Source organism: Cohnella sp. AR92 (assembly GCF_003990975.1).
Taxonomy (GTDB): Bacteria; Bacillota; Bacilli; order Paenibacillales; family Paenibacillaceae; genus Cohnella.
Window position 1 is genome coordinate 76,053 of the sequence record NZ_RZJR01000005.1, and the last position, 25,293, is coordinate 101,345.

At 58.1% G+C, this 25,293-nt stretch carries 23 protein-coding genes; 9 read left to right on the forward strand and 14 right to left on the reverse strand.

From position 1 onward, the window contains the following. Nucleotides 1–102: 102 nt before the first annotated feature. The 3 genes from ELR57_RS09130 to ELR57_RS09140 all read right to left on the reverse strand — a co-directional run bounded on the left by ELR57_RS09130 (nucleotide 103) and on the right by ELR57_RS09140 (nucleotide 3,641). On the reverse strand, nucleotides 103–1,746 hold the full coding sequence (locus tag ELR57_RS09130; RefSeq protein WP_126958727.1) for an ABC transporter substrate-binding protein: 1,644 nt from the start codon (nucleotides 1,744–1,746) through the stop codon (nucleotides 103–105). Nucleotides 1,747–1,983: 237 nt separating this feature from the next. Next, nucleotides 1,984–2,766 carry a DUF1684 domain-containing protein gene (locus ELR57_RS09135; protein WP_126958728.1) on the reverse strand — a complete coding sequence of 261 codons (783 nt, stop codon included), beginning with the start codon at nucleotides 2,764–2,766 and terminating at the stop codon, nucleotides 1,984–1,986. Beyond that, a complete protein-coding gene (locus ELR57_RS09140) occupies nucleotides 2,763–3,641 on the reverse strand; it encodes an alpha/beta fold hydrolase (protein ID WP_126958729.1) in 879 nt (292 codons plus the stop codon). The genes ELR57_RS09135 and ELR57_RS09140 overlap by 4 nt, the downstream gene beginning before the upstream one ends. Nucleotides 3,642–3,883: 242 nt before the next feature. Here ELR57_RS09140 and ELR57_RS09145 point away from each other — a divergent pair, with 242 nt between their 5' ends. From ELR57_RS09145 to ELR57_RS09165, 5 genes are all read left to right on the forward strand, one after another. Then, nucleotides 3,884–4,339, forward strand: coding sequence for a MarR family winged helix-turn-helix transcriptional regulator (locus ELR57_RS09145; RefSeq protein WP_126958730.1), 456 nt, complete (start codon nucleotides 3,884–3,886; stop codon nucleotides 4,337–4,339). A gap of 30 nt (nucleotides 4,340–4,369) precedes the next feature. Then, nucleotides 4,370–5,632 carry a YhgE/Pip domain-containing protein gene (locus tag ELR57_RS09150; RefSeq protein WP_126958731.1) on the forward strand — a complete coding sequence of 421 codons (1,263 nt, stop codon included), beginning with the start codon at nucleotides 4,370–4,372 and terminating at the stop codon, nucleotides 5,630–5,632. Between the two features lie 179 nt (nucleotides 5,633–5,811). After that, nucleotides 5,812–6,894: a mechanosensitive ion channel family protein gene (locus tag ELR57_RS09155; protein ID WP_126958732.1), complete on the forward strand. Its 1,083-nt coding sequence runs from the start codon at nucleotides 5,812–5,814 to the stop codon at nucleotides 6,892–6,894. 198 nt (nucleotides 6,895–7,092) lie between these two features. After that, entirely contained in the window at nucleotides 7,093–7,701 is a 609-nt protein-coding gene (locus ELR57_RS09160) for a DUF2306 domain-containing protein (protein WP_158629972.1), read from the forward strand. Nucleotides 7,702–7,902: 201 nt separating this feature from the next. Then, entirely contained in the window at nucleotides 7,903–8,955 is a 1,053-nt protein-coding gene (locus tag ELR57_RS09165; protein ID WP_126958734.1) for an NAD(P)/FAD-dependent oxidoreductase, read from the forward strand. 367 nt (nucleotides 8,956–9,322) lie between these two features. Here the strand turns inward: ELR57_RS09165 and ELR57_RS09170 are convergent, their stop codons facing one another. The 3 genes from ELR57_RS09170 to ELR57_RS09180 all read right to left on the reverse strand — a co-directional run bounded on the left by ELR57_RS09170 (nucleotide 9,323) and on the right by ELR57_RS09180 (nucleotide 13,099). Then, a complete protein-coding gene (locus tag ELR57_RS09170; protein ID WP_126958735.1) occupies nucleotides 9,323–11,071 on the reverse strand; it encodes a methyl-accepting chemotaxis protein in 1,749 nt (582 codons plus the stop codon). 142 nt (nucleotides 11,072–11,213) lie between these two features. Further along, complete coding sequence (gene aguB / locus ELR57_RS09175) at nucleotides 11,214–12,089, reverse strand: N-carbamoylputrescine amidase (protein ID WP_126958736.1); 876 nt, start codon at nucleotides 12,087–12,089, stop codon at nucleotides 11,214–11,216. Next, the gene (locus tag ELR57_RS09180; protein WP_370452244.1) at nucleotides 12,086–13,099 is read right to left on the reverse strand and encodes an agmatine deiminase family protein; all 1,014 of its coding nucleotides are present in this window, start codon (nucleotides 13,097–13,099) and stop codon (nucleotides 12,086–12,088) included. Before ELR57_RS09180 ends, aguB begins: the two co-directional genes overlap by 4 nt. A gap of 179 nt (nucleotides 13,100–13,278) precedes the next feature. Here ELR57_RS09180 and ELR57_RS09185 point away from each other — a divergent pair, with 179 nt between their 5' ends. Next, a complete protein-coding gene (locus ELR57_RS09185) occupies nucleotides 13,279–14,163 on the forward strand; it encodes a pentapeptide repeat-containing protein (RefSeq protein ID WP_126958738.1) in 885 nt (294 codons plus the stop codon). A 427-nt stretch (nucleotides 14,164–14,590) separates the two neighbouring features. Here ELR57_RS09185 and ELR57_RS09190 read toward each other — a convergent pair whose 3' ends face one another. The 7 genes from ELR57_RS09190 to ELR57_RS09220 form a co-directional block, all read right to left on the reverse strand. Next, a complete protein-coding gene (locus ELR57_RS09190) occupies nucleotides 14,591–14,884 on the reverse strand; it encodes a lipid-A-disaccharide synthase N-terminal domain-containing protein (RefSeq protein WP_126958739.1) in 294 nt (97 codons plus the stop codon). A gap of 2 nt (nucleotides 14,885–14,886) precedes the next feature. Further along, nucleotides 14,887–15,594, reverse strand: coding sequence for a glycosyltransferase family 2 protein (locus ELR57_RS09195; RefSeq protein ID WP_126958740.1), 708 nt, complete (start codon nucleotides 15,592–15,594; stop codon nucleotides 14,887–14,889). Then, nucleotides 15,591–16,622 carry a GDP-mannose 4,6-dehydratase gene (locus tag ELR57_RS09200; protein WP_126958741.1) on the reverse strand — a complete coding sequence of 344 codons (1,032 nt, stop codon included), beginning with the start codon at nucleotides 16,620–16,622 and terminating at the stop codon, nucleotides 15,591–15,593. Before ELR57_RS09200 ends, ELR57_RS09195 begins: the two co-directional genes overlap by 4 nt. A 4-nt stretch (nucleotides 16,623–16,626) precedes the next feature. After that, nucleotides 16,627–17,970 carry a UDP-glucose dehydrogenase family protein gene (locus tag ELR57_RS09205; RefSeq protein ID WP_126958742.1) on the reverse strand — a complete coding sequence of 448 codons (1,344 nt, stop codon included), beginning with the start codon at nucleotides 17,968–17,970 and terminating at the stop codon, nucleotides 16,627–16,629. A 351-nt stretch (nucleotides 17,971–18,321) separates the two neighbouring features. Further along, nucleotides 18,322–18,588, reverse strand: coding sequence for a metal-sensitive transcriptional regulator (locus tag ELR57_RS09210; RefSeq protein ID WP_126958743.1), 267 nt, complete (start codon nucleotides 18,586–18,588; stop codon nucleotides 18,322–18,324). Between the two features lie 60 nt (nucleotides 18,589–18,648). Further along, nucleotides 18,649–20,028 carry a sensor histidine kinase gene (locus ELR57_RS09215; RefSeq protein WP_126958744.1) on the reverse strand — a complete coding sequence of 460 codons (1,380 nt, stop codon included), beginning with the start codon at nucleotides 20,026–20,028 and terminating at the stop codon, nucleotides 18,649–18,651. Next, a complete protein-coding gene (locus tag ELR57_RS09220) occupies nucleotides 20,025–20,705 on the reverse strand; it encodes a response regulator transcription factor (RefSeq protein ID WP_126958745.1) in 681 nt (226 codons plus the stop codon). Before ELR57_RS09220 ends, ELR57_RS09215 begins: the two co-directional genes overlap by 4 nt. A 164-nt stretch (nucleotides 20,706–20,869) precedes the next feature. Between ELR57_RS09220 and ELR57_RS09225 the strand changes: the two genes are divergently transcribed. Continuing rightward, nucleotides 20,870–21,901 carry an FtsX-like permease family protein gene (locus ELR57_RS09225; protein ID WP_126958746.1) on the forward strand — a complete coding sequence of 344 codons (1,032 nt, stop codon included), beginning with the start codon at nucleotides 20,870–20,872 and terminating at the stop codon, nucleotides 21,899–21,901. Nucleotides 21,902–21,903: 2 nt separating this feature from the next. Continuing rightward, on the forward strand, nucleotides 21,904–22,581 hold the full coding sequence (locus ELR57_RS09230; protein WP_126958747.1) for an ABC transporter ATP-binding protein: 678 nt from the start codon (nucleotides 21,904–21,906) through the stop codon (nucleotides 22,579–22,581). 99 nt (nucleotides 22,582–22,680) lie between these two features. On the opposite strand, the gene ELR57_RS09235 is transcribed toward ELR57_RS09230, so the two are convergent. Then, nucleotides 22,681–24,165, reverse strand: coding sequence for an alpha-N-arabinofuranosidase (locus ELR57_RS09235; protein WP_126958748.1), 1,485 nt, complete (start codon nucleotides 24,163–24,165; stop codon nucleotides 22,681–22,683). Nucleotides 24,166–24,365: 200 nt separating this feature from the next. Between ELR57_RS09235 and ELR57_RS09240 the strand changes: the two genes are divergently transcribed. Then, complete coding sequence (locus ELR57_RS09240) at nucleotides 24,366–25,286, forward strand: ArsR/SmtB family transcription factor (protein WP_126958749.1); 921 nt, start codon at nucleotides 24,366–24,368, stop codon at nucleotides 25,284–25,286. The last annotated feature ends 7 nt before the right edge of the window (nucleotides 25,287–25,293 follow it).

The following is a 25,293-nucleotide window of genomic DNA, read 5'->3' on the forward strand; positions in this document are numbered from 1 at the left end:
GCGATCACCTCCGTAATCGATCAAGGGGGAGCAAGCTCCCCCTGTAACCTTACCTTTAAGTTCTAATCAGCAACTCATAAATACTTGCTAACTTCTTGCTTCTTACTTAACGTCCCACTCGTTAACGTTGATGAACATGCCGAAGTCCTTCGGCGTCGCTCCCGATACCCGCTTATTCACGGCTCCGAGCGCCTTCGTCGCGTAGATCGACGGCATTGGAACGTCCTGAGCGATAATCTCCTGCAGCTTGTCGTACGATTCCTTGATCTTGGCTTCGTCCACTTCCGAGCCGATCGCCGCGATCAGCTTCTCGGCTTCCGCGTTCTTGTAGCCGCTCGGGTTGCCTTCGTTCAGGAAGTAGGCAATGTCCGGAAGCGGATTGACCGGCGTCAGAGAGACGGTCAGAATGCCCAGATCGTAATCCATCTTCGTCAGCTTGTCGATCAGGGTCGCCAGATCGAGCATTTGGATCTTGACGTTGACGCCGACAGCCCTTAAGTTCTCGGCGATGATATTGGCCGCTTGCTCCAGCGTTGCGTCGCCGGACAGAACGGACATCGTCAGCTGCTTGCCGGAGTTCCAGCCCGATTCCTGAAGCAGGCTCTTCGCCTTCTCCGGGTCGTAAGCAACCGGCTTGATGTTCTCGTTCAGGTACGGGCTCGTGCTGTTGAAGAAGCTGTCGACGACTTCCCCTGCGCCCTTGAGCAGCTTGTCGACGATCATCTCGCGGTTGATGGCGTAAGAGATCGCTTGTCTCTGCTTGGCGTCCGGGACAACCTTCTCGTTGATGTACATATATTGGGTAGCGAGCGGAGTCGCTTCCGCCGTCGTTACGTTGTTCAAGCCCTTGACCTTGTCATAATCTTCGATCGGAATGACGCCGGCCGAAGGAATGTTCATGTCGATCTCGCCGCTCTGGAGCTGCGCGGCGATCGCCGTGCCCTGCATGACCTTGAAGTTCAGTTGGTCGATCTTCGGAGCGCCCTTGAAGTAATCCTTGTTCGCTTCCATCGTCACGTAGTGGTCGCGGTCGATGTCGACGAGCTTGTAAGGGCCGCTCGTAACGGTCGGCTTCTGCATGAAGTCGCTCTTGTTGAGGTCCGCCGGAGCGATATCCTTGAGGGCGGATTGCGGCAGCGTCATCAGGTTGCGGCCGATCGTATCCTTGAAGATATCCAGCGTCGTCGGAGCCTTGGTCTTCATCGTGAGCTTGTGGTCGTCGACCTTGGTCACGCCGGAGATCTCGGTTTGGCCTTCCGGCAGGTAACCGGAGTCGTCGAGACCTTCGATGGTTGCGAAGATATAAGCGAAGTTGGACGCGATCGTCGGATTGCTCATGAGCTTCAGCGTGAAGATCACGTCGTCCGCCGTTACCGGCGTGCCGTCCGTCCATTTCGCGTTCGGATTCAGGTTGATGGTGAACGTGGTGTTGTCCGTCGTCTCGATCGAGTCGGCCAACATCGGCTTGTACGTCAGATCGGAGTCGATCTCCACCAGAGGCGGGAACATCAGTCCCGCGACATAAGTCGACACCAAGCCGACGGGAGCAAGCGGATTGATGCCGCTTGGCGCATAAGTAACGCCGATGTTGACCGTCTTCTTGCCGCCTGCGGCGGTAGAAGCGCTGGCGCCCGCGGAGCTCTCCGCGTTCGAGTTTGTATTATTGTTGCCGCACGCGGACAGCACCATCAATGCCGCGAGAAGCAGGATTCCGAGCGAAGCGAATTTAGACCCTTTCCCTTTCATCGTTGCACTCCCTTTTTGAGTAATCCCTATGATCTTACTATGCTTTGATAATAGTAAGTCGTTTAGCCGAAAAGTTCAATACATTTAAGAGCTGCCTATTTTTCACAAGAAAACCCGCAAACCCTTGATACGACTGGGATCTCAGCCATTCTCCGCCCCTCGTAACGATAAGGTGCGATAATAGCAGCTATAAAAATTCATAATAATATCATAATTATAGCCCGAATTTCTCTTTATTTAACCGATATTTCTCCTTATAACCTGCTTCTCGCCCGCTTCGATTCGGAAGGGAAGCCGGTTGTTCGCGGGCGGCATCGGGCAATTAAACGCATAGGAGAAAGCGCATGGCGGGAGGAAGGCCCGGTTGAAGTCGAGGATGGCGTTTCCGTCCTCGTCCATCTCGACTAGCACCATTCTTCCCATTCCGTACGTGTCGTTGCCGTTCGTCCGGTCCCCGAAGACGACGATCAACGAGTCGCCCGAGGCAAAAGGAGTAAGAACGTACGTCTCGCCGTCCGCCTGAATTCGGATATCCCCCGGGGAACGGTGTTTGCGCGTTACGCCTTCTTGATCGGATTGGTGGGCGAAGCCGACCGTTCGGCTCTCCTGTCCGGCCGCGAATTCGCCGCGAAGCACCCAAGCGGGATCCTCCGGATAGAAGGAGATTCCCTCATAATCGCGGAGATTATCCGCCTCGGAGTCCCATACCTCCAGCAGATGATCGGAGCCCGGCTGCTCGGTCGCCATCGCGGTCAGCCTGTCCGAGATCCGGACGAGGGTATGGTCGACGGCCAGCGTGACCGTTCCGTTCACCACGGAGCCGTTCACTTGAATCCCGTCTTCGGCCGATGCCGTCAGCTTCAGGCCGGGCAAGCCCGGAGCAACGGGCGCCCACACGCCCGGGAGACCGTCTACCGGCCCCTCCCTGTCCACGGAATGAAGGGCGATCATCGACAGATCTCCTTGGGGACCGGATGCGGATCGTACCCGTTCCTCCCGCCATTCCCGAAGAGTCGTCATTGCGCGGACTCCTCCTTGGAATCGCGAGCCAGGAAGCCGGTTACTTTAGCAAGGAAGGCGTCATGCTCTTCGATAAAAGGCATATGTCCGCTTTGCTCGAAGATCGCGAGCTCCGAGCCCGGAATCAGGCGGTGCATCTCCTCGGACTGGGATACGGGGGTAATCCAGTCGTATCTCGCTCCGACGATGAGAGTCGGCACGTTCAGCTTGGGAAGCTTGCCGCGAACATCGTAGTTCGGAATGAAGTGCGCGAACGTATAATTGGCCACCTCCAGCGAGCCGATCGGCCGATTGCCCGTCTCCTGCATGACCAGCTCGTCCTGCACGTGGAAGTAAAGCGGATAGCAGATGTCCCACCAGCGCACCAGGTGGGCGTCATCCTCAATTCTTCCCTCGAACAATTCGGGAATAACCGCGAGCTGTTCCGGCGTGGCCACTCGGCTTGCGTAATCCAGGGCCGCCGGGTAGAATTCCTTGCTTGGGGCCGTGTTGACCAGCAGAAGCTTGTCCACCGATTCCGGGTGCCTTGTCGCATACACTTGGGCCACCATCCCCCCGAAGGAATGGCCCAGAACGCTGATCCGCTCGAAGCCGAGGTAGCGGCGAAGCTCTTCGATGTCGTCCGCCAGCTGCTCCAGCGTGCACGTTGCGGGATCGACGCGCTCGGACTGCCCGTTGCATCTCTGGTCGAGGTAGACGATCTGGACGTGCTCCGTCAGCGGGGTCAGCCATGGCTTAAAATCGGAATGATCGCTGCCCGGCCCGCCGTGAACGGCGAACAGAACGGGCCGATGAATCATTTTATCCTTGCGCGGCACATAGCCGGAGCCTTCAATGTCGAAGTAGATACGTGTTCCATTTATTTTCGCAAACATTGCCACACTTCGCTTTCCGTTGTCGAATAATAACCATGCTTCCCATTATCCAATAGGAGCAATCGCCGGTCAACTTCCCGCATAAGCAAACGAAGCATTGTAAAATATTGATGGATTAAAGCGATTTATTTCGTTTTTTCTAAGTAAATTATTGAAATTAACGAGTTTATTAACGGATATTCATTTTACAACTTAGAATGTTTGAACTAAAATAGAGATATCCAGAGAGAGCGGGTGACGCAGTGAGTACCGAGTTCCATGTGAATCCGGACATGATCGTCCAGTTATATAATGAAATATCCAAGCACTTCTCCAGCCAGCGCGTCAGACGGCTCGCCGAGCATCTGCGCAAGAACGACCTGTCGCTTAATCAGTTCTCGGTTCTGAACATCGTGAACCATGAGAGCGAATGCTCCTCCATTCACCTAGCCAACATGCTTAAGCTTAAAGCGGCTTCCATTACCTATATTATCGATCTATTGGTCAAGAGAGGGCTGGTGGATCGAGTGGAGAATCCGGAAGACCGGAGAAGCCACTTTATCAACCTGACCGAAGAGGGCAGGAAGCTGTTGGTCGTACCCGAAGACACGGCCGATCTCATCCAATCGTTCGAAGCCTTGGAACAGGACGATCTGGATATGCTTTATCTGTCGCTTCGCGTCCTGAAGAACCGAATCATCAGGAACGACAAGAAATGACACGCTAAATTCGAATAGGAGATAGATACCATGAGAAGATTGCTCGCAATCAAGATCGCTTGGTTCCCCGTATGGGTCGTGGCGGTGCTGATGATGGCAATGATCAGCGTCTATCTGCCCGTGTTCAGCGGCGGCACCCAACGGGTCCACGATTTTCCTCTAGTGATCGCGAATGAAGACCCTGCCTTCGCCGAATCGGCGATCGGGCAGAAGATCACTCAGCAGCTGACGACGACGTCCGGGGACAAAATCCATTGGACCCTGGAGAAGAGCAAACAAGACGCTCTGGACACGATCGAGAAGGACAAAGCCTTCGGCGCTCTCGTTATTCCGGCCGGCTTCTCGGACGCCTTGGCCAAGCTGGACGCTTCGCTTAAAGCGGGAGACGCGAACGTCGAGCCCGTTCCGCTCGAGATTCTGATCAACGAAGGCAGCGGACAGCTCTCCACCTCGGTCGCGTCCGCCACCCTGCAGCAGATCGCCGCTTCGCTGACGAGCGCGTACAGCGCGCAGATGTCGGCCGAGCTCTCGGCGAACGGAATTACCGTCACTCCGGCAGGCGCGGCTCTCCTCGAGAATCCGATACGGACGACGACGGCCAACGCGCTTGGATTGCCCGCCAACCTTAACAAAGGCATGACTCCGTTCGTGCTGACGATCATTCTCTCCATCGGCGGCCTCATGGGGACCCAGATGATTCACGGGTTCCTGAGCAAGATCGTCGAGAGCATCAAAGCTAGAGGGGGGCGTCTCAGCCGAACAACCGTACTCGCCACGGAGTTCCTGCTAGGATTGGCTTTGATCCTGGGGATCTCCATTCTCGCGCAGCTCTTCGTGTTCGGCATCTTCGGCAGCGTGCATACCGCCGCTCTCTGGAAGATCTTCCTGTTCACCCTGCTCTGCCAGCTGACCATGTTCTTCCTGTTTAAGACGGTCACCCTGATCTTCGGCGGCAAGTGGGCGATGCTCGCGATGTTCCCCATCAATATTCTCGGGATCTTCGCCAGCGGCGGCGCCATCGCCCTTACGGGACTGCCGGCGTTCCACCGCTTCTGCAGCTACTTCCTGCCGACTCGATATATGGTCGACGGCTTCCGGTCCCTTCTTTATTACAACGGCAAGATGGAGTCGGGTCTGGGACTGGCATTAATCGTAATCGTCACTTATCTCGCCGTCTTCCTGTCGTTCTGCATCGCCAAGTTCTTCCTTGCGCATCACCAGGACAAGAACGACAAGGCGGCGAAGCCCGAAGCGGCGCCGCAGGCTCATGCGGCGGCAGCGAGTCACGCTTAACATCGGCGGTTCGGTTCGTCCGAATGTGCCGTAATGCCGGAAGGCTCTCCTGCGGAGGGCTTCCGGCTTTCTTTTTTGATAGGATTAACAATAAACGACTCGAATGTTCAAGCGAGCGGAATATTCCCGGCTTCATTCGTTACCTTCATCATGACTCAAGGGAGGACCCGCATCCTATTATGAATGGGCTGACATCCTTTATCGAACGCATTCGCGGAGGAGAATGGCTGATCGCGATCGGCATTGTTCTTCTCTTCTATCTCTTCAGCAAGCTGCTGACCGGCTGGCTGCTGCCCCGACTTTTCCGCCGATGGGCTCATGGAGAAGAGGGCACGACGTGGATGGAATCCATTCGCAAGCCCACCCGTGCGCTGCTCGTGCTCCTCGGCATCTATGCGGCTTGGGAATTCTATGTCCCTTCCGGTTGGGCCCATGAGGCGCTGATTCAGAGGACGGTTCGAAGCCTTGCCGTCTTCTTCGCCAGCTGGGCGCTGTACAACATCGCCGCCGTCTCTTCCTCCCTGTTCCAATCGATTTACAGGCGGCTTGGCATGGACGAATCGAGCATGCTCATCCCCTTCCTGTCGAAGCTGATCCGCTTCCTGATCATCGCGACGGCGCTGGCCGCGATCGCCGCCGATTGGGGCTTCAACGTGAACGGAGTCGTCGCGGGCATGGGTCTCGGCAGCCTCGCCGTCGCGCTGGCGGCCAAGGATACGCTAAGCAACGTGATCGGCGGAATCGTCATCATCACGGAGAAGCCCTTCTCCAAGGGCGATTGGATTCTCACCCCTAGCGTCGAAGGCTTCGTGGAGGATATCACCTTCCGCAGCTCGAAGATTCGCACGTTCGCCGACTCTATCGTCACGGTGCCCAACGCCACTCTGGCCAGCCAGCCGATAACGAACTGGAGCCGCATGGGCAAGCGCCGCGTCACGTACACGTTCGGGGTCGCCCTGGACACGAATCCCGAAGCGCTCGAGAGAGCCGTTGCCCGCATCGAGATGGAGCTTCGCCTGAACGATCAAGTCCACCCGGACGTCATTCAGGTTCGCTTCAACGAATTCCAAGCGGGCTCGCTCGGCATTCTCGTCTACTTCTTCACCAACACGACCGTCTGGCTCGAGCATACGAGAATTCGCCAGGACATCAACTTCATGATTCTCGAAGTGCTGGAGAGCGAAGGCATTAGACTCGCTTATCCCATCCAACGGGTCAAGCTGGAGGAGAACGCCGCCTTTGCTGCCGAATCGATCAGATAGGAGAGCGATCGGAGATACGGTCTTATCGCTTGGCAGTTCATTCGACGAATCCATCCTCAGTCCCCCCGTCCCCGTCTTCCGTTCAGGCATTCTCCCCGCCGCCAGCCGCTGTCGGAGCCGCCTCCTCACTGGTACATTGAGGAAGAGCTCCACCTATAAAGGAGGCATCGGGTGATGGACGGAAGAGCATTTCGCGCAATGAAGTTTGGCTTTCTGGCGTTGCTGGCGATCGGCGTCGGAGCCTACGCATGGATGGTCTACGGCAATCCTTCGAAGGTTGGCGAGCAATCTTTCGTTATTGAGAAGGGAGCGCTTCCGGACTTGTGGAGCAAAGCGCTATGGGCGCATGCCGTCTCCGCAGGCTTCGCCATTGCGATCGGCTGGCTTCAGTTCCTCGGTCGGCTAAGACGACGCGCGCCGGCTCTTCACCGGATTATCGGTTATGCTTATTCGCTAGGGATCGCGATCGCGGGTGTATCGGCCCTTTATCTCGCCGTCTATGCGGATGGTGGTCCAAGCGGCAAGCTTGGCTTCGGCATGCTTGCGCTGCTCTGGCTGTTTACCCTCGTTCAGGGGCTACGCTCCATCATCGTATATCGCGATTCCAAGCGGCACGGCCGCTGGATGATCCGCAATTACGCACTGACATGCGCCGCCATTTCCCTTCGATTGTATACTTTACTAAGTGCAGCACTCTTCGGCTTAAGCGACACCAATGACACGTTCGTCGTCATCAGCTGGCTTTGCTGGTTACCGAACCTACTGCTGGCCGAGGCTTGGGTTCGCCGTCGCTCTCACGTTTTCTGAATAGGTTCACAAGGTGCGCCCCACGAAAATGGGGCTTTTTCTGCTTATCGCCCTTCGTTCGTCTCGTTTTGGATTTTCCTAGAGAGATTTGCTCTCTCATCATTGACGATGATAATTATTATCAATTAATATAGATGTAGACCTGAATTCTCAACCATCTGCATGAACGGATTCCTTATTTTTAGAAAGAAGGAACAACATTTGAACGGACAGCTCGAGCTATATGACGTGACAATTATCGGCGGCGGTCCCGCCGGAATGTATACAGCTTTCTACAGCGGAATGAGAGACCTGAAGACGAAGCTGATCGATGCGAACGACCAGCTGGGCGGACGCATCCTGATCTACCCGGAGAAAATGATCTGGGACGTCGGAGGCCTCACCCCCACTCTCGGCGCCAAATTGATCGAGCAGCTGAAGCAGCAGGCGATGACGTTCGATCCGACGATCGTACTGGGCCAGCAGGTGACGGGCTTGGAACGTCTTCCCGACGGAACCTTGCTGCTTACCTCCGCGAACGGGGAGCAGCATTGGTCCAAGACGGTCGTCCTGGCAATAGGCTACGGCGTGCTGGAGCACGCGAAGCTGGAGATCGAAGGCGCCGACCGCTTCGAAGTCTCGAACCTGCACTATACCGTGCAGGAGCTGGAAGTGTTCCGCGGCAAGCGCGTCCTGATCTCCGGAGGCGGAGATGCTGCAGTGGACTGGGCGAACGCGCTCGAGCCGATCGCGAAGAGCCTGACGGTCGTCCATCGCCGCGACAAGTTCGGCGGCCACGAGCGCAATGTGGCTGCGATGAAGGCATCGTCGGCAAGGGTGCTCACGCCGTGCACCGTTCAATCCTTGCACAGCAAGAACGGCTGCGACATCGACCAGGTCACGATCTGCGACGTCGAGAGCGGAGATACGGAGTGCATCGATGTCGATGCGGTTGTCGTCAGCCACGGACTGCGCTACAACTTCGGTCCGGTGAAGGACTGGGGCCTCGACATGACGGAATGGAACGCCAAGGTCGGTCCCGGCCTGCAGACGAACATTCCCGGCGTGTTCGCCGCCGGCGACTTCGTCGACCATGGCGGCAAGGTACGGCTGATCGCCGGAACGTTCACGGATGCCGTTCTCGCGCTCAACAGCGCCAAGCTCCACATCGAGCCGGAAGCCGACAAGGTAGCCTACGTGTCCTCGCACAACTCCAAGTTCAAGGAGCGGAACCGCGCCCTCGGCGTGAAGGTGGATGACGACGACGAGCACTGAGTAACATTGAAGGGGAGAGTCTCCGAAGCCTAACAGGCTTCGGGACTCTCCCCTTCTTGATTATCGGCACTTTGCGCAGCTCCCCGCGCAAGGCGGCAGCGCCTAACAGCATGGCGGCTGTCACAATTGTATATGAAAAACCGAACACATTTCCGCAAAAACCGGCAAATCCGGCGATTCTATTCGAAATATCATACACAATATCGCTCATACGCCCCGACACGCTCATTTATAGATGAAATATCGCATATAACTGCCGATTTCACGCCTTTCCCGCCGATTATATTCGAATAACCGAATATAATCGCATCGCGCAAAAAGAAAACAGAGCCAGGGACTCCTTTCGTCCCTGGCTCTATCCATACCCTTAAAGCTTAAACCGCCCCATGGCTTCCTGAAGCTCGGCGGCCAGCTTGCGCAGCTGCTCCGACGCGCCCGCGACCTCCTCGACCGAGGCCAGCTGCTCCTCGGAGGCGGCGGCGACATCCTGCGAATGCGCCGCGGATTGGCGCGCCATTCGCTCCAGCTCCTCCAAGGACGCCGCGATCTCCTCGCTGCCGGCCGACATCTGCTCGGAGGCGGCGGACACCTCCTGCACTTGCCCCGATACCTGCTGGATCGATTGGAGGATCGCGCGGAACGATTCCCCGCTCTCCTTCGCCAGCTTCGTCCCCTCGCGGGCCTCGTCGGCGGATACCGCCAGCGAAGCGTTGACCTGCCCGGCTCGCGCTCCGATCAAGTGGAGAATGGCCGCGATCTCCTCCGAGGACTCCTTCGAGCGCTCGGCCAGCTTGCGAATCTCTTGCGCGACGACGGAGAAGCCCTTGCCGTGTTCGCCGGCCCGCGCCGCTTCGATCGAAGCGTTCAGGGCCAGCAGGTTCGTCTGGTTCGCCACCTCCGAGATGTGCCCGAGAATGTCCTCGATCTTCTCGTTCGATCGATTCAGCTCCTGCATCGCGTCCGAGGCGCCGATAACATGCTCCTCGATCGTATTCATCTGCCGGACCGTCCGGGTGATGACCGCTTCCCCTTCCGCCGCCATCGTCGCCGTATCCGCCGCAAGCTCCGATACGATCTGCGAAGACTCGGAGATTCGCTGGATGCCGATCGCCATCTCGGTCATCGCGATCTGGCTCTCCTTCGAGCTCGCCAGCTGAGTCTCCATGCTCGAAGCGACGTCTTGGATCGAATGGGCGATCTCGTCCGCCGCCGATGCGGTCTGGCCGGCCGTCTCCTTCAGGTGAAGGGAGGAATCCGCCACCTCCTGGGAAGTGCGATTGATCTGGGAGGCCAGCTCCCGCAGGCTCGCGATCATCTGGTTAAACGAGCTGGCAGCCTGTCCGATCTCGTTCCCGCTCGTTGCCGGCACGACCACCGTCAGATCGCCCATCGCGGCTTCCTTGGCTCTTGCGGCAAGCGTCCGAAGCGGCTTCAGCACCAGGATGATAAGCCCGACGGCGACCGCGATCCCGATAATCGCGACGATGAGGCCGATCGCGATCGCCTGCCAGAGCATACCGTTCATGCGGGACTGCACCCTGTCGTAGTCATAGTCGACGCCGAAGATTGCGATGACGTTGCCGTCCTCGCTCTTAATCGGCTGCATGAAGGTGACCCAGGAGCCCCATTCGTCTTGGTAGCCGTCCGAGAGCCCGATCCGATCCTGCTTCGCCGCCTTGAACGCTCCCAGCAGGTCGTTTCCGGCCGCGAGCTCCTGTCCGGCTCCCGCATCCGCATCCGAGAGGCTCTGGTTCGATTGAAGCATCTTCAGATAAGTCTTGCCGTCGCGCTCCGTCCCCTCGGGTGCCATCAGATAGGCGTTGGCAATCTGCTCGCCGTCCGTCATGGCGTCCAGCTTGCGCTTCAGCAGCGCAAGCTCCGTGGCCGGAAGCTCCCCGCCCGCTTCGATCGCCGATGCGACCGCGGCGACCTGGCTCTGCTCCGCCTGAACCTGGTCTCTAAGCTTGGAGCCGACCTGCTTGAATTCGCGGAAAGCCGCGTCCTTCTCCGAGCTGTACATCAGATAAGTCATCGTCCCCACCAGCACGAGCAGCAGGATCGACAGAACCACCGAACTGGTCGCGACTAAACTTCTTTTTTTCATCCAACCGAGCATTACGCGCACCCCTTATGTACGTTCATCGATCGGATTATATAAAGAATCTGTTAAGCTCATACTCGGGAAAGTGTTAGGAAAGAGTTAGATTGGAAAAGCCCGCACCGGCGATAACCGCCGAGTACGGGCTTTGGGCTGCAAGTTAGATCATCGTGCTTCCGTCGTAGGATGCGATCGCGCGGTACAGCTCCGGACGGCGATCGCGGAAAATCCCCCATTCGATGCGCTGGACCTCCAGCTGATCGAGATCGAACTCGGCCACGAGCGTCGTCTCCTCCGTCCGCCCCGCTTCCTTCACCAGATTGCCCTGCGGGCCTGCGATAAAGGAGGAGCCGTAGAACGTAATGGACGAATCCTCATCGGATTCCGCGCCGATGCGATTCGAGGCGATGACCGGCATCAGGTTCATCGCGGCATGGCCGCGCATGCACATCTGCCAATGGTCCTTCGAATCGATGGAGCCGTCCTGCGGCTCCGAACCGATCGCCGTCGGGTAGAACAGCAGCTCGGCTCCCATCAGGGCCATGCAGCGAGCCGCTTCCGGGTACCACTGGTCCCAGCAGACGCCGACGCCGATCTTGGCGTAGCGCGTGTTCCACACCTTGAAGCCCGTATCGCCCGGGTTGAAGTAGAACTTCTCCTCGTACCCCGGTCCGTCCGGAATGTGGCTCTTGCGGTACAGGCCGAGCACGGAGCCGTCCGCGTCGATGACCGCCAGGGAGTTATAGCGGGCATAGTTCTTCTTCTCGTAGAAGCTGATCGGAAGCACGACCTGAAGCTCCTTCGCGAGCTTCTTGAAGTGGTTGACCGCCTTGTTGTTCTCCAGCTCCGTCGCGTAGACGTAGTAGTCCGACTTCTCCTTCTGGCAGAAGTACGGAGTCTCGAACAGCTCCTGGATCAGGATGATCTGCGCGCCTTGGGCGGCAGACTCGCGGACGAGCTTGTCCGCCTTGGCGATATTCTCGTCTATATTCGTGGAGCAGGCCATCTGAGTGGCCGCTACCGTTACTTTTCTCACTTTCCGGTTCCACCTTTCCGCGGCATCTGCTGCGTCGTACAGTGCACGTTGCCGCCTTCTTTGATAATGGCCATCCCGTCGACCGTGCGGATTCTTCTCTCCGGGAACGTCTCTTGCAGGATGCGCTCCGCCTCCCGGTCGGCTTCCGTTGCCGGGCCGCCGAATACCGGCAGCACGATGCCTCCGTTGACGAAGTAGAAATTCAGGTAGCTCAGCGTCAGGCGGCTGTCTTCATGCATCGCCTTCGGCGGCTGGGGAATCGCCACGATCTCCAGCTTCCGGCCCTTGGCGTCGGTCTCTTCCGCCAGGATGCGCAGGTTCTCCTGCGTGATCGCGTAGTTCTCGTCGGACGGGTCGTCGCACACCTGCAGCACGACCTTGCCCGGCGCGGCGAAGCAGGCGATGTTGTCCACATGGCCGTCCGTCTCGTCGCCGTCCAGCCCGCGCTTCAGCCAGATGACCTTCTGCACGTTCAGGAACTTCTTCAGGTGCTCCTCGACCTGCTCCCGGCCGAGCTCCGGGTTGCGGTTCTCGTTCAGCAGGCACTCCTCCGTCGTGATCACGGTGCCCTCTCCGTCCACGTGAAGGGAGCCTCCCTCCATGAAGAGCGGCGCGTCGAAGCGGCGGGCGCCGACATGCTCCAGAATTTGCGGAGCGACGTCGTCGTCGAGGTCCCAAGGCGCGTACTTCCCGCCCCAGGCGTTGAACTTCCAATTGACGCCGGCGAGCTCTCCGTCTTCGCCTACCACGAAGGTCGGCCCGTTGTCTCTCAGCCAGGCGTCGCTATGCGGAATTAGGATTAGATCGATATTGGGAGAATCCAGATGGCTCTTGGCCAGCGCTTCGTCGGCCGCGTTGACGAGCACGGAGACCGGCTCGAATTCGGCGATCGCCTTGACGATCTGCGCGTAGCCGGCGCATACGCTCTCGTGGTCTTCGGGATAAACCATCGAATCCTTGACCGGCCAGGACATGAAGGTGCGCTCGTGCTCCACCCATTCGGGCGGCATCCGGAAATTAAGCTCTTGTGGGTTCACAGTCGGTTCAGCTCTCTTTATCGTATTTTCTCAGAACATCATAAACGATATGGGAGTCGATCACAATCATCAAGAACTGGACGGCCTCCGTTTCTTATCTGCTATACTATTAATAGAGTATTTTCCTATTCGCACAAAAAGGAGCAGCGACCATGTCCCACCTCGATGAGCAGAATGCAGCCGAGAACCCCGTTCTCCCTTGGAGCAGCCTGCAGGCCGATTGCGAGAGCTGCTTCGGCTTGTGCTGCGCGGCGCTGCCCTTCTCCGCCTCCTCCGACTTCGCCCGCGACAAGGCGGCCGGGCAGCCTTGCCCGCAGCTTCGCGAGGACTATCGCTGCGGCATTCACGGCAAGCTCCGGCAGCAGGGCTACCGCGGCTGCACGGTTTACGACTGCTTCGGCGCGGGGCAGAAGCTCTCGCAGCATACCTTCCAAGGGAGCGGCTGGCTCGAGGCGCCGGAATCCGCCAGCCGGATGTTCGAAGCGTTCCCCGTCCTGTGGCAGCTTCAGGAGCTTCTCTCGCATCTGAACGAGGCGCTTACCCTCAAGGCCGCCCAGCCGATTCGCGGTGATCTTCTCGCCTCCCTTCGGGAGATCGAAGAGCTCACCCTGCAGAGCGCCGACCGCCTGTCGGAGCTGTCCGTCTCCGTCTATCGCGCGGCCGTGAGCCCTCTTCTGCTTCAGGCAAGCGAGCTCGTTCGGCAGGAGGCGCGCAAGACGTTCAGCGGCCCCCTTCGCACGCCGAAGAAGGCCGGACGGGGGGCCGACCTGATCGGAGCCAAGCTGCGCGGGGCCGATCTTCGCTGCGCGAACCTAAGAGGCGCTTACCTGATTGCCGCCGATCTTCAGGGGGCCGATCTGCGTTACGCTGATCTGATCGGCGCCGACCTCCGCGATGCCGATCTCCGCGGAGCCGACCTGACGGGCTGCCTCTTCCTGTCCCAGGCCCAACTGAACGCGGCCAAGGGCGACGAAGCCACCCGCATTCCGCCAAGACTGGCCAGGCCGTCCCATTGGCAGCCCGGCAGCAGCGTTTAAGCCTGGTTCCACAAGCTAAACCGCCCTTCCTGCACGTTGGGCGCCATAAGCATGCTTCGCTGAAGCTTGGATTCTCTGGCGGCATGGCGGCAGGTTTTCGACTAAGAGCGAATATGCACTTAACTCCCTACACAAGAGGCGGTTTGCCGCGAAATTAGTGCACTTCTGCACCTAATTCGGGATTTTCCGCGAAAAGGAGCTCGACTAAGTGCACTTTCGCTCTTAGTGGGCGGTGTCTTGTAATGGTGTCTTGGCGTCAAAAAATACCTTCGAGCGGTAAACGTCAATGGATCCCATCAAAAGGCGCCATCAACGGTAACGTCAATAGTCGCAAACCGAAAAGGCTGCCTCCCAGGCTCATGATGAACCTGCTCGAGACAGCCTTTTCCGGCCATATCCAGCCACTTTCAGCCTTTTCCGCCGTGCGTTATCCTTTGGAGCCTTGCGCCGCCCTGTCCGTGTTCCTCATCAGAATCAGATTGCGCGCGTAGATGAAGATCCCGGGAACCTGGCCTAGAATGTATACAGGGTCCTTCCGGTAGATGGCGTAGACGGACAGAATCGAGCTGCCCAGAATGCCGAATACCCAGAAGGACTTCGTCACGACGCTCTGCTTCGCCTTCTCGCTCGCGATCCACTGAACGACGAAGCGTCCCGTGAACATCAGCTGGCCGATCAAGCCGAAGCCGATCCAGAACCATTCCCGCGCATGACTGCTCATCCTTACTCGCCTCTGATCTGATAGTTTATCTTGCGCTTGCGGAGCCAGCCGATGACGATCGCGTCCATCAGCCCGACGAACGCCCGGTTAAGCACCCCGTACTTGGACGTGCCCGACGTTCGCTCGCGGTGGCCGACGGGAACCTCGACGACGCTGAAGCCGTTCATTCTCGCCAAGGTCGGCAGGAAGCGGTGGAAGCCCTCGTATAGGGTGAAGCTCTGGGCCACCTCGCGCTTGAACAGCTTCATCGGGCAGCCGGTATCCTGAATCCGGTCTCCCGTGATCTTGTTGCGTACCCCGTTGCCGACTTTGGAAGAGACCTTCTTGACCAGCGTGTCCTTGCGGTTGACCCGCGTTCCGTTGGCGAAATCATATTCCTTCATATAAGGCAGGAGCTTGATGATATCCTCGGGGAAGGTCTGCAGGTCCCCGTCCATCAGCGCGACGTAACGTCCTTCGGCCGCCTTGAGGCCCGCGGCGATGGCCGCCGTCTGCCCGCAGTTCTTCTCGAAGTGGATGACGCGCAGCTTGGCGTCGCTCTCGGCGAGCTTATCCAGCTGGGGGCCGCTGCCGTCCGTGCTTCCGTCGTTCACCAGAACGATCTCATAGTCCTCGAGATGGGGGTTAAGCGCCCCCGTAATGGCGAAGTAAAGCCGAATCAGATCGTCTCGTTCGTTATAGATCGGAACGACAACCGACAATTCCATCATGACAAATTCCCTCCATACCACCTTGCGAAATTCCGGATGCCTTCCTCGAACCTCGTCCGAGGCTCGTAACCGATCAGCCTCTTGGCCTTGCTTATGTCCGCGAACGTCATGGTCATATCCCCCGGCTGGGCGGGCAGCCTGTTCAGGACCGCCTTCTTGCCCAGCTCGTTCTCGAGGCAGGCCACCATCTCGTTAAGCGACACCATCCGGCTGTTGCCGAGGTTCACCACCTCATAGACCGATTCGTTATTCTCTACATAGGAGAGCGCCCCGCGAATTCCGCTTACGATATCTCCGATATAGGTATAGTCTCTCTTCGTGGAGCCGTCCCCGTAGAACGGAATCTCCTTGCCTTGGTCGATCAGCCTGGCGAATTTATGAATGGCGAGGTCCGGCCGCTGCCGTTCCCCGTACACCGTGAAGAAACGAAGCATGATGCTATCGATTCCATAAAGATGATGATACGTATATCCCATGAGCTCGTTGCTCTTCTTCGTAGCCGCATAGAGCGAGATCGGGGAATCGACCGAATCGCTCTCCGAGAAAGGAACCTTCGTATTATTGCCGTATACCGAGGACGAGGATGCGCATACCCACTTGCGGACGCCGTATTTCTTCATCGTCTCCAGCAGCAGGAGCGTGCCCCTGACATTGACGTCCTCGAACAAGAGAGGCTGTTCGATGGAAGCCCGCACGCCGGGCAAGGCCGCCAGATGGACGACGGCATCGATCCGTTCGGATTGGAAAATACGCTCCAGCGCATGCGCATCCCGTATATCGACCGTCTCCAAGCGATACTGCGCGCTGTCCAGGCTGCGGCTCAGCTCGGCCAGGGCAGACTCCTTGTCGGACAGGGCGGCAACGTTCTCCCGGCAGGTATCCTGTTGGACGTTGCGGATCTTGACGCGATAGTCGTAGGAGTCGGAGAAGCTGTCGAGGGCGATCACGCGATGCCCGCCGGCCATCAGGCTCTCGCCGAGATGCGACCCGATAAACCCCGCTCCGCCGGTAACCAGATAGGTTGCCATGAGTTCATCCTCCCCTTCTCTTCAGCCCGATCGGCCGATAGTCGAATAGCTGCCGTATCTCGCCGTTCGCGGCGAACATGTTCCTAAGGTCGAGCATGGCTTGGCCCCTCATGGAAGCCTTCAACCGGCGCAGATCCAGGCCGAGGAACTGAGGCCAATCCGTGACGAGGACCAGAGCGTCCGCGTTCGCCGCGCAGGAATATTCATCCTCCGCGTAAACGATGGAGCCCACGCAATCTTGAAGCGCCAGCGCCGCTTGTTCCATGCCGTGCGGGCAGTACGCTCGGATCGACGCGCCGCGCTCCGCCAGCTTGCGGATGATATGCAGGCTCGGCGATTCCCGAACGTCGTCCGTTCCCGGCTTGAAGGAGAGGCCCAGAATCGCGATCGTGCGGCCGGATAAATCCTCGCCCGGGCCGACCGATTCCGCGATGCGCTCGACCATCGCATCTTGGTGGCGCTCGTTCGCCTCCTGGGAGGCCCGCACCGTCAACAGGTCGAGACCGTGCTGGCGCGCCACGCCGATAATGGCCGAATTGTCCTTCGGGAAGCAGCTCCCGCCGTAGCCCGCCCCCGCCTGCAGGAAGCGGGGACCGATCCGGCTGTCCAATCCCATGCCGTAAGCAAGGTCGATCACGTTCGCCCCGACCTTCTCGGACAGAAGGGCGAATTCGTTAATGAAGGCAACCTTTAACGCCAAGAAGGAATTGGACGCGTACTTGATCATCTCCGCCGTCTCCGGATTCGTATGGACGAATGGAACGGCTTGATCGGAGTAATCCTTATAGAGAGCCGCGAGCGTCTCTCTCGCCAGCTCGCTGTCGGTGCCGATCACGACGCGGCTCGGCTCCATCGCGTCCTTCAGGGCCGTACCTTCCTTCAGGAATTCCGGATTCATCGCCACCCCCAGAGGGTAATCGACGCCTCTTGCCCGCAGCCTCTCCCGGATAATCGCTTCGGCTTGGCGAGTGGTGCCGACGGGAACCGTCGACTTCATGACGACCGTCCGCGGTCCGTTCATATGCTCGCCGATCTCGGCCGCCACGGAGAGCACCGGATCGGTATTGGACGATCCGTCGTCCCTGGGCGGGGTGCCGACCGTTATCATCAGCACTTCGCTCTGCCGGATCATGCCGGCCAGATCCGTCGTAAATCGAAGACGGCCATTGGCGATGCCCTCCTGCAGCCGTTCCGCCAATCCCGCTTCATGAATCGGAATCTCCCCATGGTTCAAGCGCTGTATCTTATTCTCATCCACGTCTGCGCAGATGACCTCATGGCCCAGCTTCGCCAGGACGGTCCCGTAGACCAGCCCGACATAACCGGTGCCGATAATCCCTGCTCTCATGTTTCGATCTCCTTCAGTAGATAAATGGACGAAAGGGAAATAAGGCATAGCCCACGGCTCCATGCCCTCTAAATCAATCTCTCTATCTCTATCTTTATGCTTCTAGATCCGTCCTATGTCCACCGACAACCTTCATATTAGTTCAAATAATCTAAGTTGTAAATTGAATCTTTGTTGGTAATAACCCGTTATATCAATTTTTTATTAAATTCATCAAAGTATTATTTCTATTATTATACATATCACCCGAATCTGTCTCTTAAACTACATAATTGCATGCAATCTATTCCGCGCATCGACAAAAAAAACCGCCTTCCCTTTGAATAGGGAAGACGGCTGAAGCAACCGGCTTTATCTGCTTTTAACCAAGAGCTCGATGGCTTCCTTCACCAGCTTGTCCGTGGAATTGCCCGACGCTTGCTCCTCCAGGATGCACTGCTGCAGGTTCTCCGCGACGATCTGGGCGATCGCCTTGTCCGAGGCGTTGCGAACCGCCGACAGCTGGCTGACCACTTCCTTGCAGGACTTTCTCTCCTCCATCAGGCGAAGAACTCCGCGAACCTGCCCTTCTATCCTCTTCAGGCGCATTTTCAACTCATCCGTGTATTGGTATTCCATAGCAAGTCACCCTCCTCAGGCGTTCGTCCATATGACTCCATTATATCGCATTCCCGAGCCTCACGCAGGAAGAATCACCGTAATCGACGTCCCTTCGCCAAGCGCGCTTCGGGCTTCGATCTCTCCGTCATGAAGGTTCACGATCTGCCTGGCGATGGACAGGCCCAACCCGCTGCCGGACCGCCGGCTCCCCCGCGCTTTGTCGGCCTTATGGAACCGTTCGAAGATGAACGGCAGGTCCTCCTCCGGAATGCCGCAGCCTTGGTCCCAGACGGTCACTCGAACGGAACGGCCTTCCCTTCGAAGCAGGACTCCGAGCTTCCCGCCGTCCTCCGAGAACTTCATGGCATTGGAGATCAGGTTCAGCCACACCTCGTAGAGAAGCTCGGGATCCCCCTCCACGACGACCTCCTCCAGGTCCGGCTCCAGCTCCAAGCTGCGGGAAGCCCATTGCCACTCCAGGGAGATCAGCACTTGGCGAAGCTGCTCGTCCAGCCGGAAAGCCGATCTTCGCAGCGCCTTGTCTCCCTTGTCCAGAGAAGCAAGCGTCAAGAGCTGCTGGCTTAACGAGGACAGCCTTCGGCTCTCGGATTCGATGACGTCCAGGTAGCGGTTCGCTTCCGTCGCCGAAGGGCTCTCCTCGCGAATCGCGCGAACATAGCCCTGTATCGAGGTCAGAGGCGTCTGAATCTCATGGGAGACGTTCGCCACGAACTCCTGGCGCATCTCGTCCAGCCGGCGAATGGAATCCGTCATGCGTGAGAAGTGGTTGGCCAGATCCCCGATCTCGTCCTTACGGGAGGTCTCCAGGCCGACCCGGTAATCGCCTTGGACGATCTTCTTCGTGGCCATCGTCAGCTTCTTGACGGGCTTAACGATTAATCTCGTGAAGAAGGCGATCAGCAGGAGCGAGAGAAGGAACGTGCTGGCGATCAGAACGGCCACGATGATCCGGACCTCTCCGATCTGCTGCTGCAGGTCGGGACGAACGAACAAGGCGGCTCTGCCTTCCGGCGTCTCGAGAGGAACCCCTATCGTGTTGCGGACGCTGTTCTCGAAGTACGCGATGAGCTCCAGCCGGCGATTCTCGGCCCCCATTCCGTTGTAGGTCCGCCCTTCCAGCACGGATCGGATCTCTTCTTCGGACAGGCTTCCGTGCTTGAACGGCGAACCGTAGGATACCGCTCGTCCCTCTTCCGTAACCAGATGGAGCTGGTACCCCATCTCCGCGACGGCCGGCAAGTAGTCCCGCTCCAGGTCCATCTCCGGATATTGCTCGTAGAGCTGTTTTATTCTCCCGCTGATGGCCTCGATCTTCCGTTCGTTGTCGGATTTAAGCACCTGCTCGTAATAGAGGCTGGTGACCAGCAGCCCCAAGAGGGAGCTGAAGAACGCGATCAGAACGAACGTGACCGTTATTCGAACGTACAACGACTTCATTCTTCCCGAACCTCCAGCTTGTAGCCTAATCCCCTTACCGTCTGGATCGCGAACGAGTCGTCGCAGTCGGCGAACCGTTCCCGAAGCCGCTTCACATGAACGTCCACCGTGCGGCTGTCGCCGGCAAAATCCGCTCCCCAGATCAGCTTGATCAGCTGTTCCCTCGTGTAGATGCGGCCCGGCTGGCTCGCGAATTGGGCCAGCAGCTCGAACTCGCGCAGCGGAATCGTACGCGTCTCGCCGCGTACCCGGATCTCGTAGCTGCGCCGATCGATCAGCAGCGCCCCGATCTGAATCTGCTCGGCGGACACCAGCTTGTATCTTCGGAGCAGGGCTTTGATCCGGTACAGCAGCTCTTGCGGCTCGAACGGCTTGACCAGATAATCGTCGGCTCCCGATTCGAACCCCTCTTCCTTATCCTTAAGGGCGCCCTTGGCGGTCAGCATAATGACGGGAATATCGTAATGCTCCCGAATCTCGCGGCACAGCGCGAGTCCGTCCTTGCCCGGCATCATCACGTCGACGATAGCCAGATGGACTTGTTCCCGCTCCATCAGAAGAGAAGCCGCCTCGCCGTCGGCCGCCTCCAGCACGACATACCCTTCCTTGGTCAGGTTCAGCCGGAGCAGTTCTCGAATGGGCGGATCGTCGTCCGCGATCAGGAGATGGACTCTCATGGGCTTGCCCCCTTGCCTCTGCTTGTGTACCTGTGTATCCCCATGATGAACGATCGGACTCCCGATAGCAATGAGGGAAGAGCCGTTCGGAGCATTTGTAAGGAGCCGTTCACGGTGCGTTCATCTTCCGAACCTAAATTCAAGGGGAACAAGGAGGGAACCATATGAAGTTAGGTTGGCAAGAAATGAAGCGCAGCAAGACGAAATTTCTCATTCTCGGATCGATCCTGTTCCTGGTCAGCTTTCTGGCTTTTATCGTAGAGGGGCTGGCGAACGGCTTGTCCCAGGACAATTCGGCCCTCGTCAAGAATTTGCCCAACGGCCATTTCTATATGAGCGAAGAAGCCGATCGGACCTATTCGTTCTCCAGCATCAAGCCGCAGGCGCAGGCCGACGCTTTGAACGCTCACCCGGATGCGATAGCTCTCTCGATTCAGATGGGCTTCTTGATCGACGCCTCGGGCAAGCAGCGCAGCTTTGCCTTGGCGGCAACGGAAGGGGCGGGGCTGCTGCCCTCCGTTAAGCGCGGAGAGGTCGTACTGGATCGTTCCATGGAGAAGGAAGGCATCCAAGTAGGCGACCGGTTATCCAACGACAACTACGGCGGCGCGCTCACGGTCGTCGGGTTCGCCGATAGCCAGAAGTTCAGCCATGCCTCCGTCGCCTTCCTGCAGGCGGAGGATTACAAGGAGATCACGGGACGAAGCGGCATGCAGCTTCTATTCCTTCCGGGATCGGACGCTCCCGCGCTGCCCGGCCTCGTCTCCTTCTCCAAGAACGGGTTCCTGAAGACCATCCCCAGCTACAACGCGGAACAACTGACGCTAAACATGATCATCGGATTCCTCGCGGCGATCAGCGGACTGTTGTTCGGGATCTTCTTCTACATGATGAATGTGCAGAAAATGGGGCTGTACGGCATCCTCAAAGCGATCGGGGTCCGCACGGGCGCTCTGTTCCGCATGATGTGGACGCAGATGGCCGTCATCACGGTTGCCGCCTTGTTGTTGTCCGCCGCTCTAAGCTTACTGTTCGGAGCTTTCGCGCCGGAGGGAATGCCTTACCTGCTGACCGCGGATCGTGTCGCCCGGCTGTCCGTCCTGTTCCTGATCATCGGGTTCGCGGGATCGGCCCTATCCGGCATTCAGATCAAGAAGGCCGCGCCGCTGCAGGCCATTCAGCAAGGAGAGATGTAACGATGAAGGGCTTCGAATTGCAGAACATTATCAAGTCGTATCCGGATGGAGATGCTGAGGTTCAGGTGCTGAAGGGCGTCGACCTTCGCCTTGTACCCGGCGAACTGACGGCTCTGGTCGGATCGTCCGGCTCCGGCAAGAGCACTCTTCTTACGATTGCCGCGGGACTTCAGCGGGCCACCGAGGGGCGGATTCTGTTGGACGGGCGCGATCTGGCGAAGATGTCCCAGGAGGAGATAAGGAAGATAAGGGCGAGCCGCTTCGGGTTCGTGTTCCAGGCCGCTCATCTCGTTCCGTTCCTTAGCGTGGAGGAGCAGCTTGCCCTTATGCTGGAGGTGTCGGAGAACAAGCTGGACGTGAATGCCAAGAGAGAAAAGGCGAACGCCATGCTGAAGCTGGTGGGCATGGAGCACCGCCGGAAGGCCTATCCGGCTTCCCTGTCCGGCGGAGAGAAGCAGAGGGTGGCCATCGCGCGCGCCATCATTCACGAGCCCCGGCTGCTGTTCGCCGACGAGCCGACCGCCAGCCTGGATTCGAAGCGAACGCACGAGATCATGCAGTTGATTCAAGGATTGACGAGAACCTTCCAGATGTCCACCTTGCTCGTTACCCATGACGAAGAGACGCTAGCTTACGCCGACCGCGTCGTTACGATGAAGGACGGACAAATCATCCTCTAGGGAAGGTATAGGACCTAATACAAACGCAAAGCCCGCTTCTCCGGCTGGAGAAAGCGGGCTTCTTTCTATTCGATAGATGAAGCGATATAGTCCGCCCGCTTACGCTTCCAACGTCAGGAGGACAACCGAAGCCGCAGGAAGCTTGACGGAGAGCTTGTTGCCGTCCATCTTCGCTCCTTCGAACGGCGCAGGAGCGACGCGTTCCGGATTCTCGAACGTGTTGTGCGCGTCGATCGCATCGCCGACCAGAATGACTCCCGCGCAGGAATGAGAACCTTCCGCTCCGCGGAGCTCCAGCTCGAACTCGGCGGATTCGTCCGGGCTCAGGTTGCAAAGGCTGACATGCACCTTGCCGTCCTTCTTCGAAGCCGACACGCTGACATGCGGAAGCGATTCCCCGTTCTCCAGCGCGATCTCCCCGATCTTGCCGTGGAACGCGAGCGCCTCGGCGTCCTGATGAACCTTGAACATCTCGAGGACGTGATAGGTTGGCGTCAGCAGCATCTTCTCGCCTTCCGTCAGAATGACGGATTGAAGAACGTTCACCAGCTGCGCGAGATTCGCCATCTGCACGCGGTCGCAGTGCTTCTGGAAGATATGCAGATGAGCCGCGGCGACGACCGCGTCGCGCATCGTGTTCTGCTGGTAGAGGAAGCCCGGGTTCGTTCCCGGCTCGACCGCATACCATGTGCCCCATTCGTCGACGATGATGCCGACCCGCTTCTGCGGATCGTAACGATCCATCACCGTGCTGTGGCGAGTCAGGAGCTCATCCATCCGAAGGGCTCTCTGCAGCGTCTCGAACCAAGCTTGCTTGTCGAAGTCGAGCGCCAAGCCCTTGTTCTCCCAGGTTCCCGGCACCGTATAGTAATGAAGGCTAAGGCCGTCCATCATCCCATGCGCTTCCCGCATCAGGACGTCGGTCCAGTGATAATCGTCCGTATTGGCCCCGCCGGCAATCTTATAGAGCTTGTTGTCGCCGTAATTGCGCGCGTAAGTCTGGAACCTCCGGTATTGGTCGGCATAATACTCCGCCGTCATGTTGCCGCCGCAGCCCCAGTTCTCGTTGCCGACGCCGAAGTACTTCAGCTTCCAAGGCTTCTCGCGCCCGTTCTCCTGGCGCCATCTGCTCATCGGGGATTCCCCGTCGAAGGTCATGTACTCGACCCACTCCGACATCTCCTGCACCGTTCCGCTTCCCACGTTCCCGCATATGTAAGGCTCGGTGTCGAGCAGCTCGCACAGCTGGAAGAACTCATGCGTGCCGAAGTGGTTGTTCTCCACTACGCCGCCCCAATGCGTGTTGATCATCCGCTTGCGGTTCTCGCGAGGGCCGACGCCATCCTTCCAGTGGTACTCGTCCGCGAAGCAGCCGCCCGGCCAACGCAGCACCGGAATGTTCAACTTCTTGAGCGCGGCCAGCACGTCCTGGCGAATCCCCTTCGTGTTCGGAATCGGAGAATCCTCTCCCACCCAAAGCCCTTCATAGATGCAGCGTCCCAGATGCTCGGCGAAATGACCGTAAATGTTCTTATTGATCGTTCCCAGCGACCAATCGGCGTGAATCACTACCCGGTTCGACATGGTTCATCTCCTTAACGGCGAATAGCCTTCTGTATGCGTGCCCATTCCTTTACAATATAAAGCGCTCTCATTGGACAGTCAACACCTTTTTATTCAATATTTTATATTTTGGTTGATTATTAAGTTTGAATGAGAATTATATTGCCAATACAGAAACGAAAGGATATGCTGGAGAAAAAATAGAGCGGGGTAGAGGCACTATGGAAACGTTGGTCTCCGAAAGCAATCTTCCGCTGTTCGAAGCGCTGGCGAGCGGCGTTCGAATCCGGATCATCGAGCTGCTGGCCCAGGAACCGATGGTCATGAAGGACCTGGCCTCCGCCATCGGCTTAAGCAATTCGATTATCACGATGCATATCAAGAAACTGGAGAAGGCGGAGCTCGTGCGGATCGAGATGATTCCCGGCAAGGGAGCCGCCCAGAAGCTGTGCCGGCTGACCGCCGACCGCATGGAGCTGGTCTTCCCGAGGCCGGGGATCGTACCGCGCCGCTTCCACCTCTCCAGCGTCGCCATCGGCCACTTCGTCGACTTCGACGTGAAGCCGACCTGCGGCCTGGCGACCAAGACGAAGGTGATCGGCAGCGGATTCGACGATCCGCGCTACTTCCTGGAACCGGAGAGGGTCGACGCCAAGATCCTGTGGTTCTCGCAGGGACACGTCACCTACAAGATCCCGAACTATCTGCTTCCGTCGGAGAATCCGGAGGAGCTGGAGATGACGATGGAGATCGCTTCCGAGGCTCCTTCGTTCAACGAGCATTGGCCGTCGGATATCGACTTCACGTTCAACGGAGTCAATCTCGGGAAGTGGACGAGTCCCGGCGATTTCGGGGGAACCCGCGGCAAGTTTACGCCCGATTGGTGGGACCTGAGCCTGAACCAGTACGGCATTCTGGTTCACATCCGCATCAACGCGGACGGCACGTTCATCGAGGGGACAAGGGTATCCGGCTATACGATCCACGACGTCGGGATCCGCAAGCCTCAGTGGGAGCTGAAGCTGTCCGTCCGGGAGGATGCCGAACATATCGGCGGGCTGACGCTCTACGGCACGGGCTTCGGCAATTATCACCAGGATCTTCAATTCAAGCTGTCTTACACGGGAAGCAAGTCGGAGTAGAGGGACT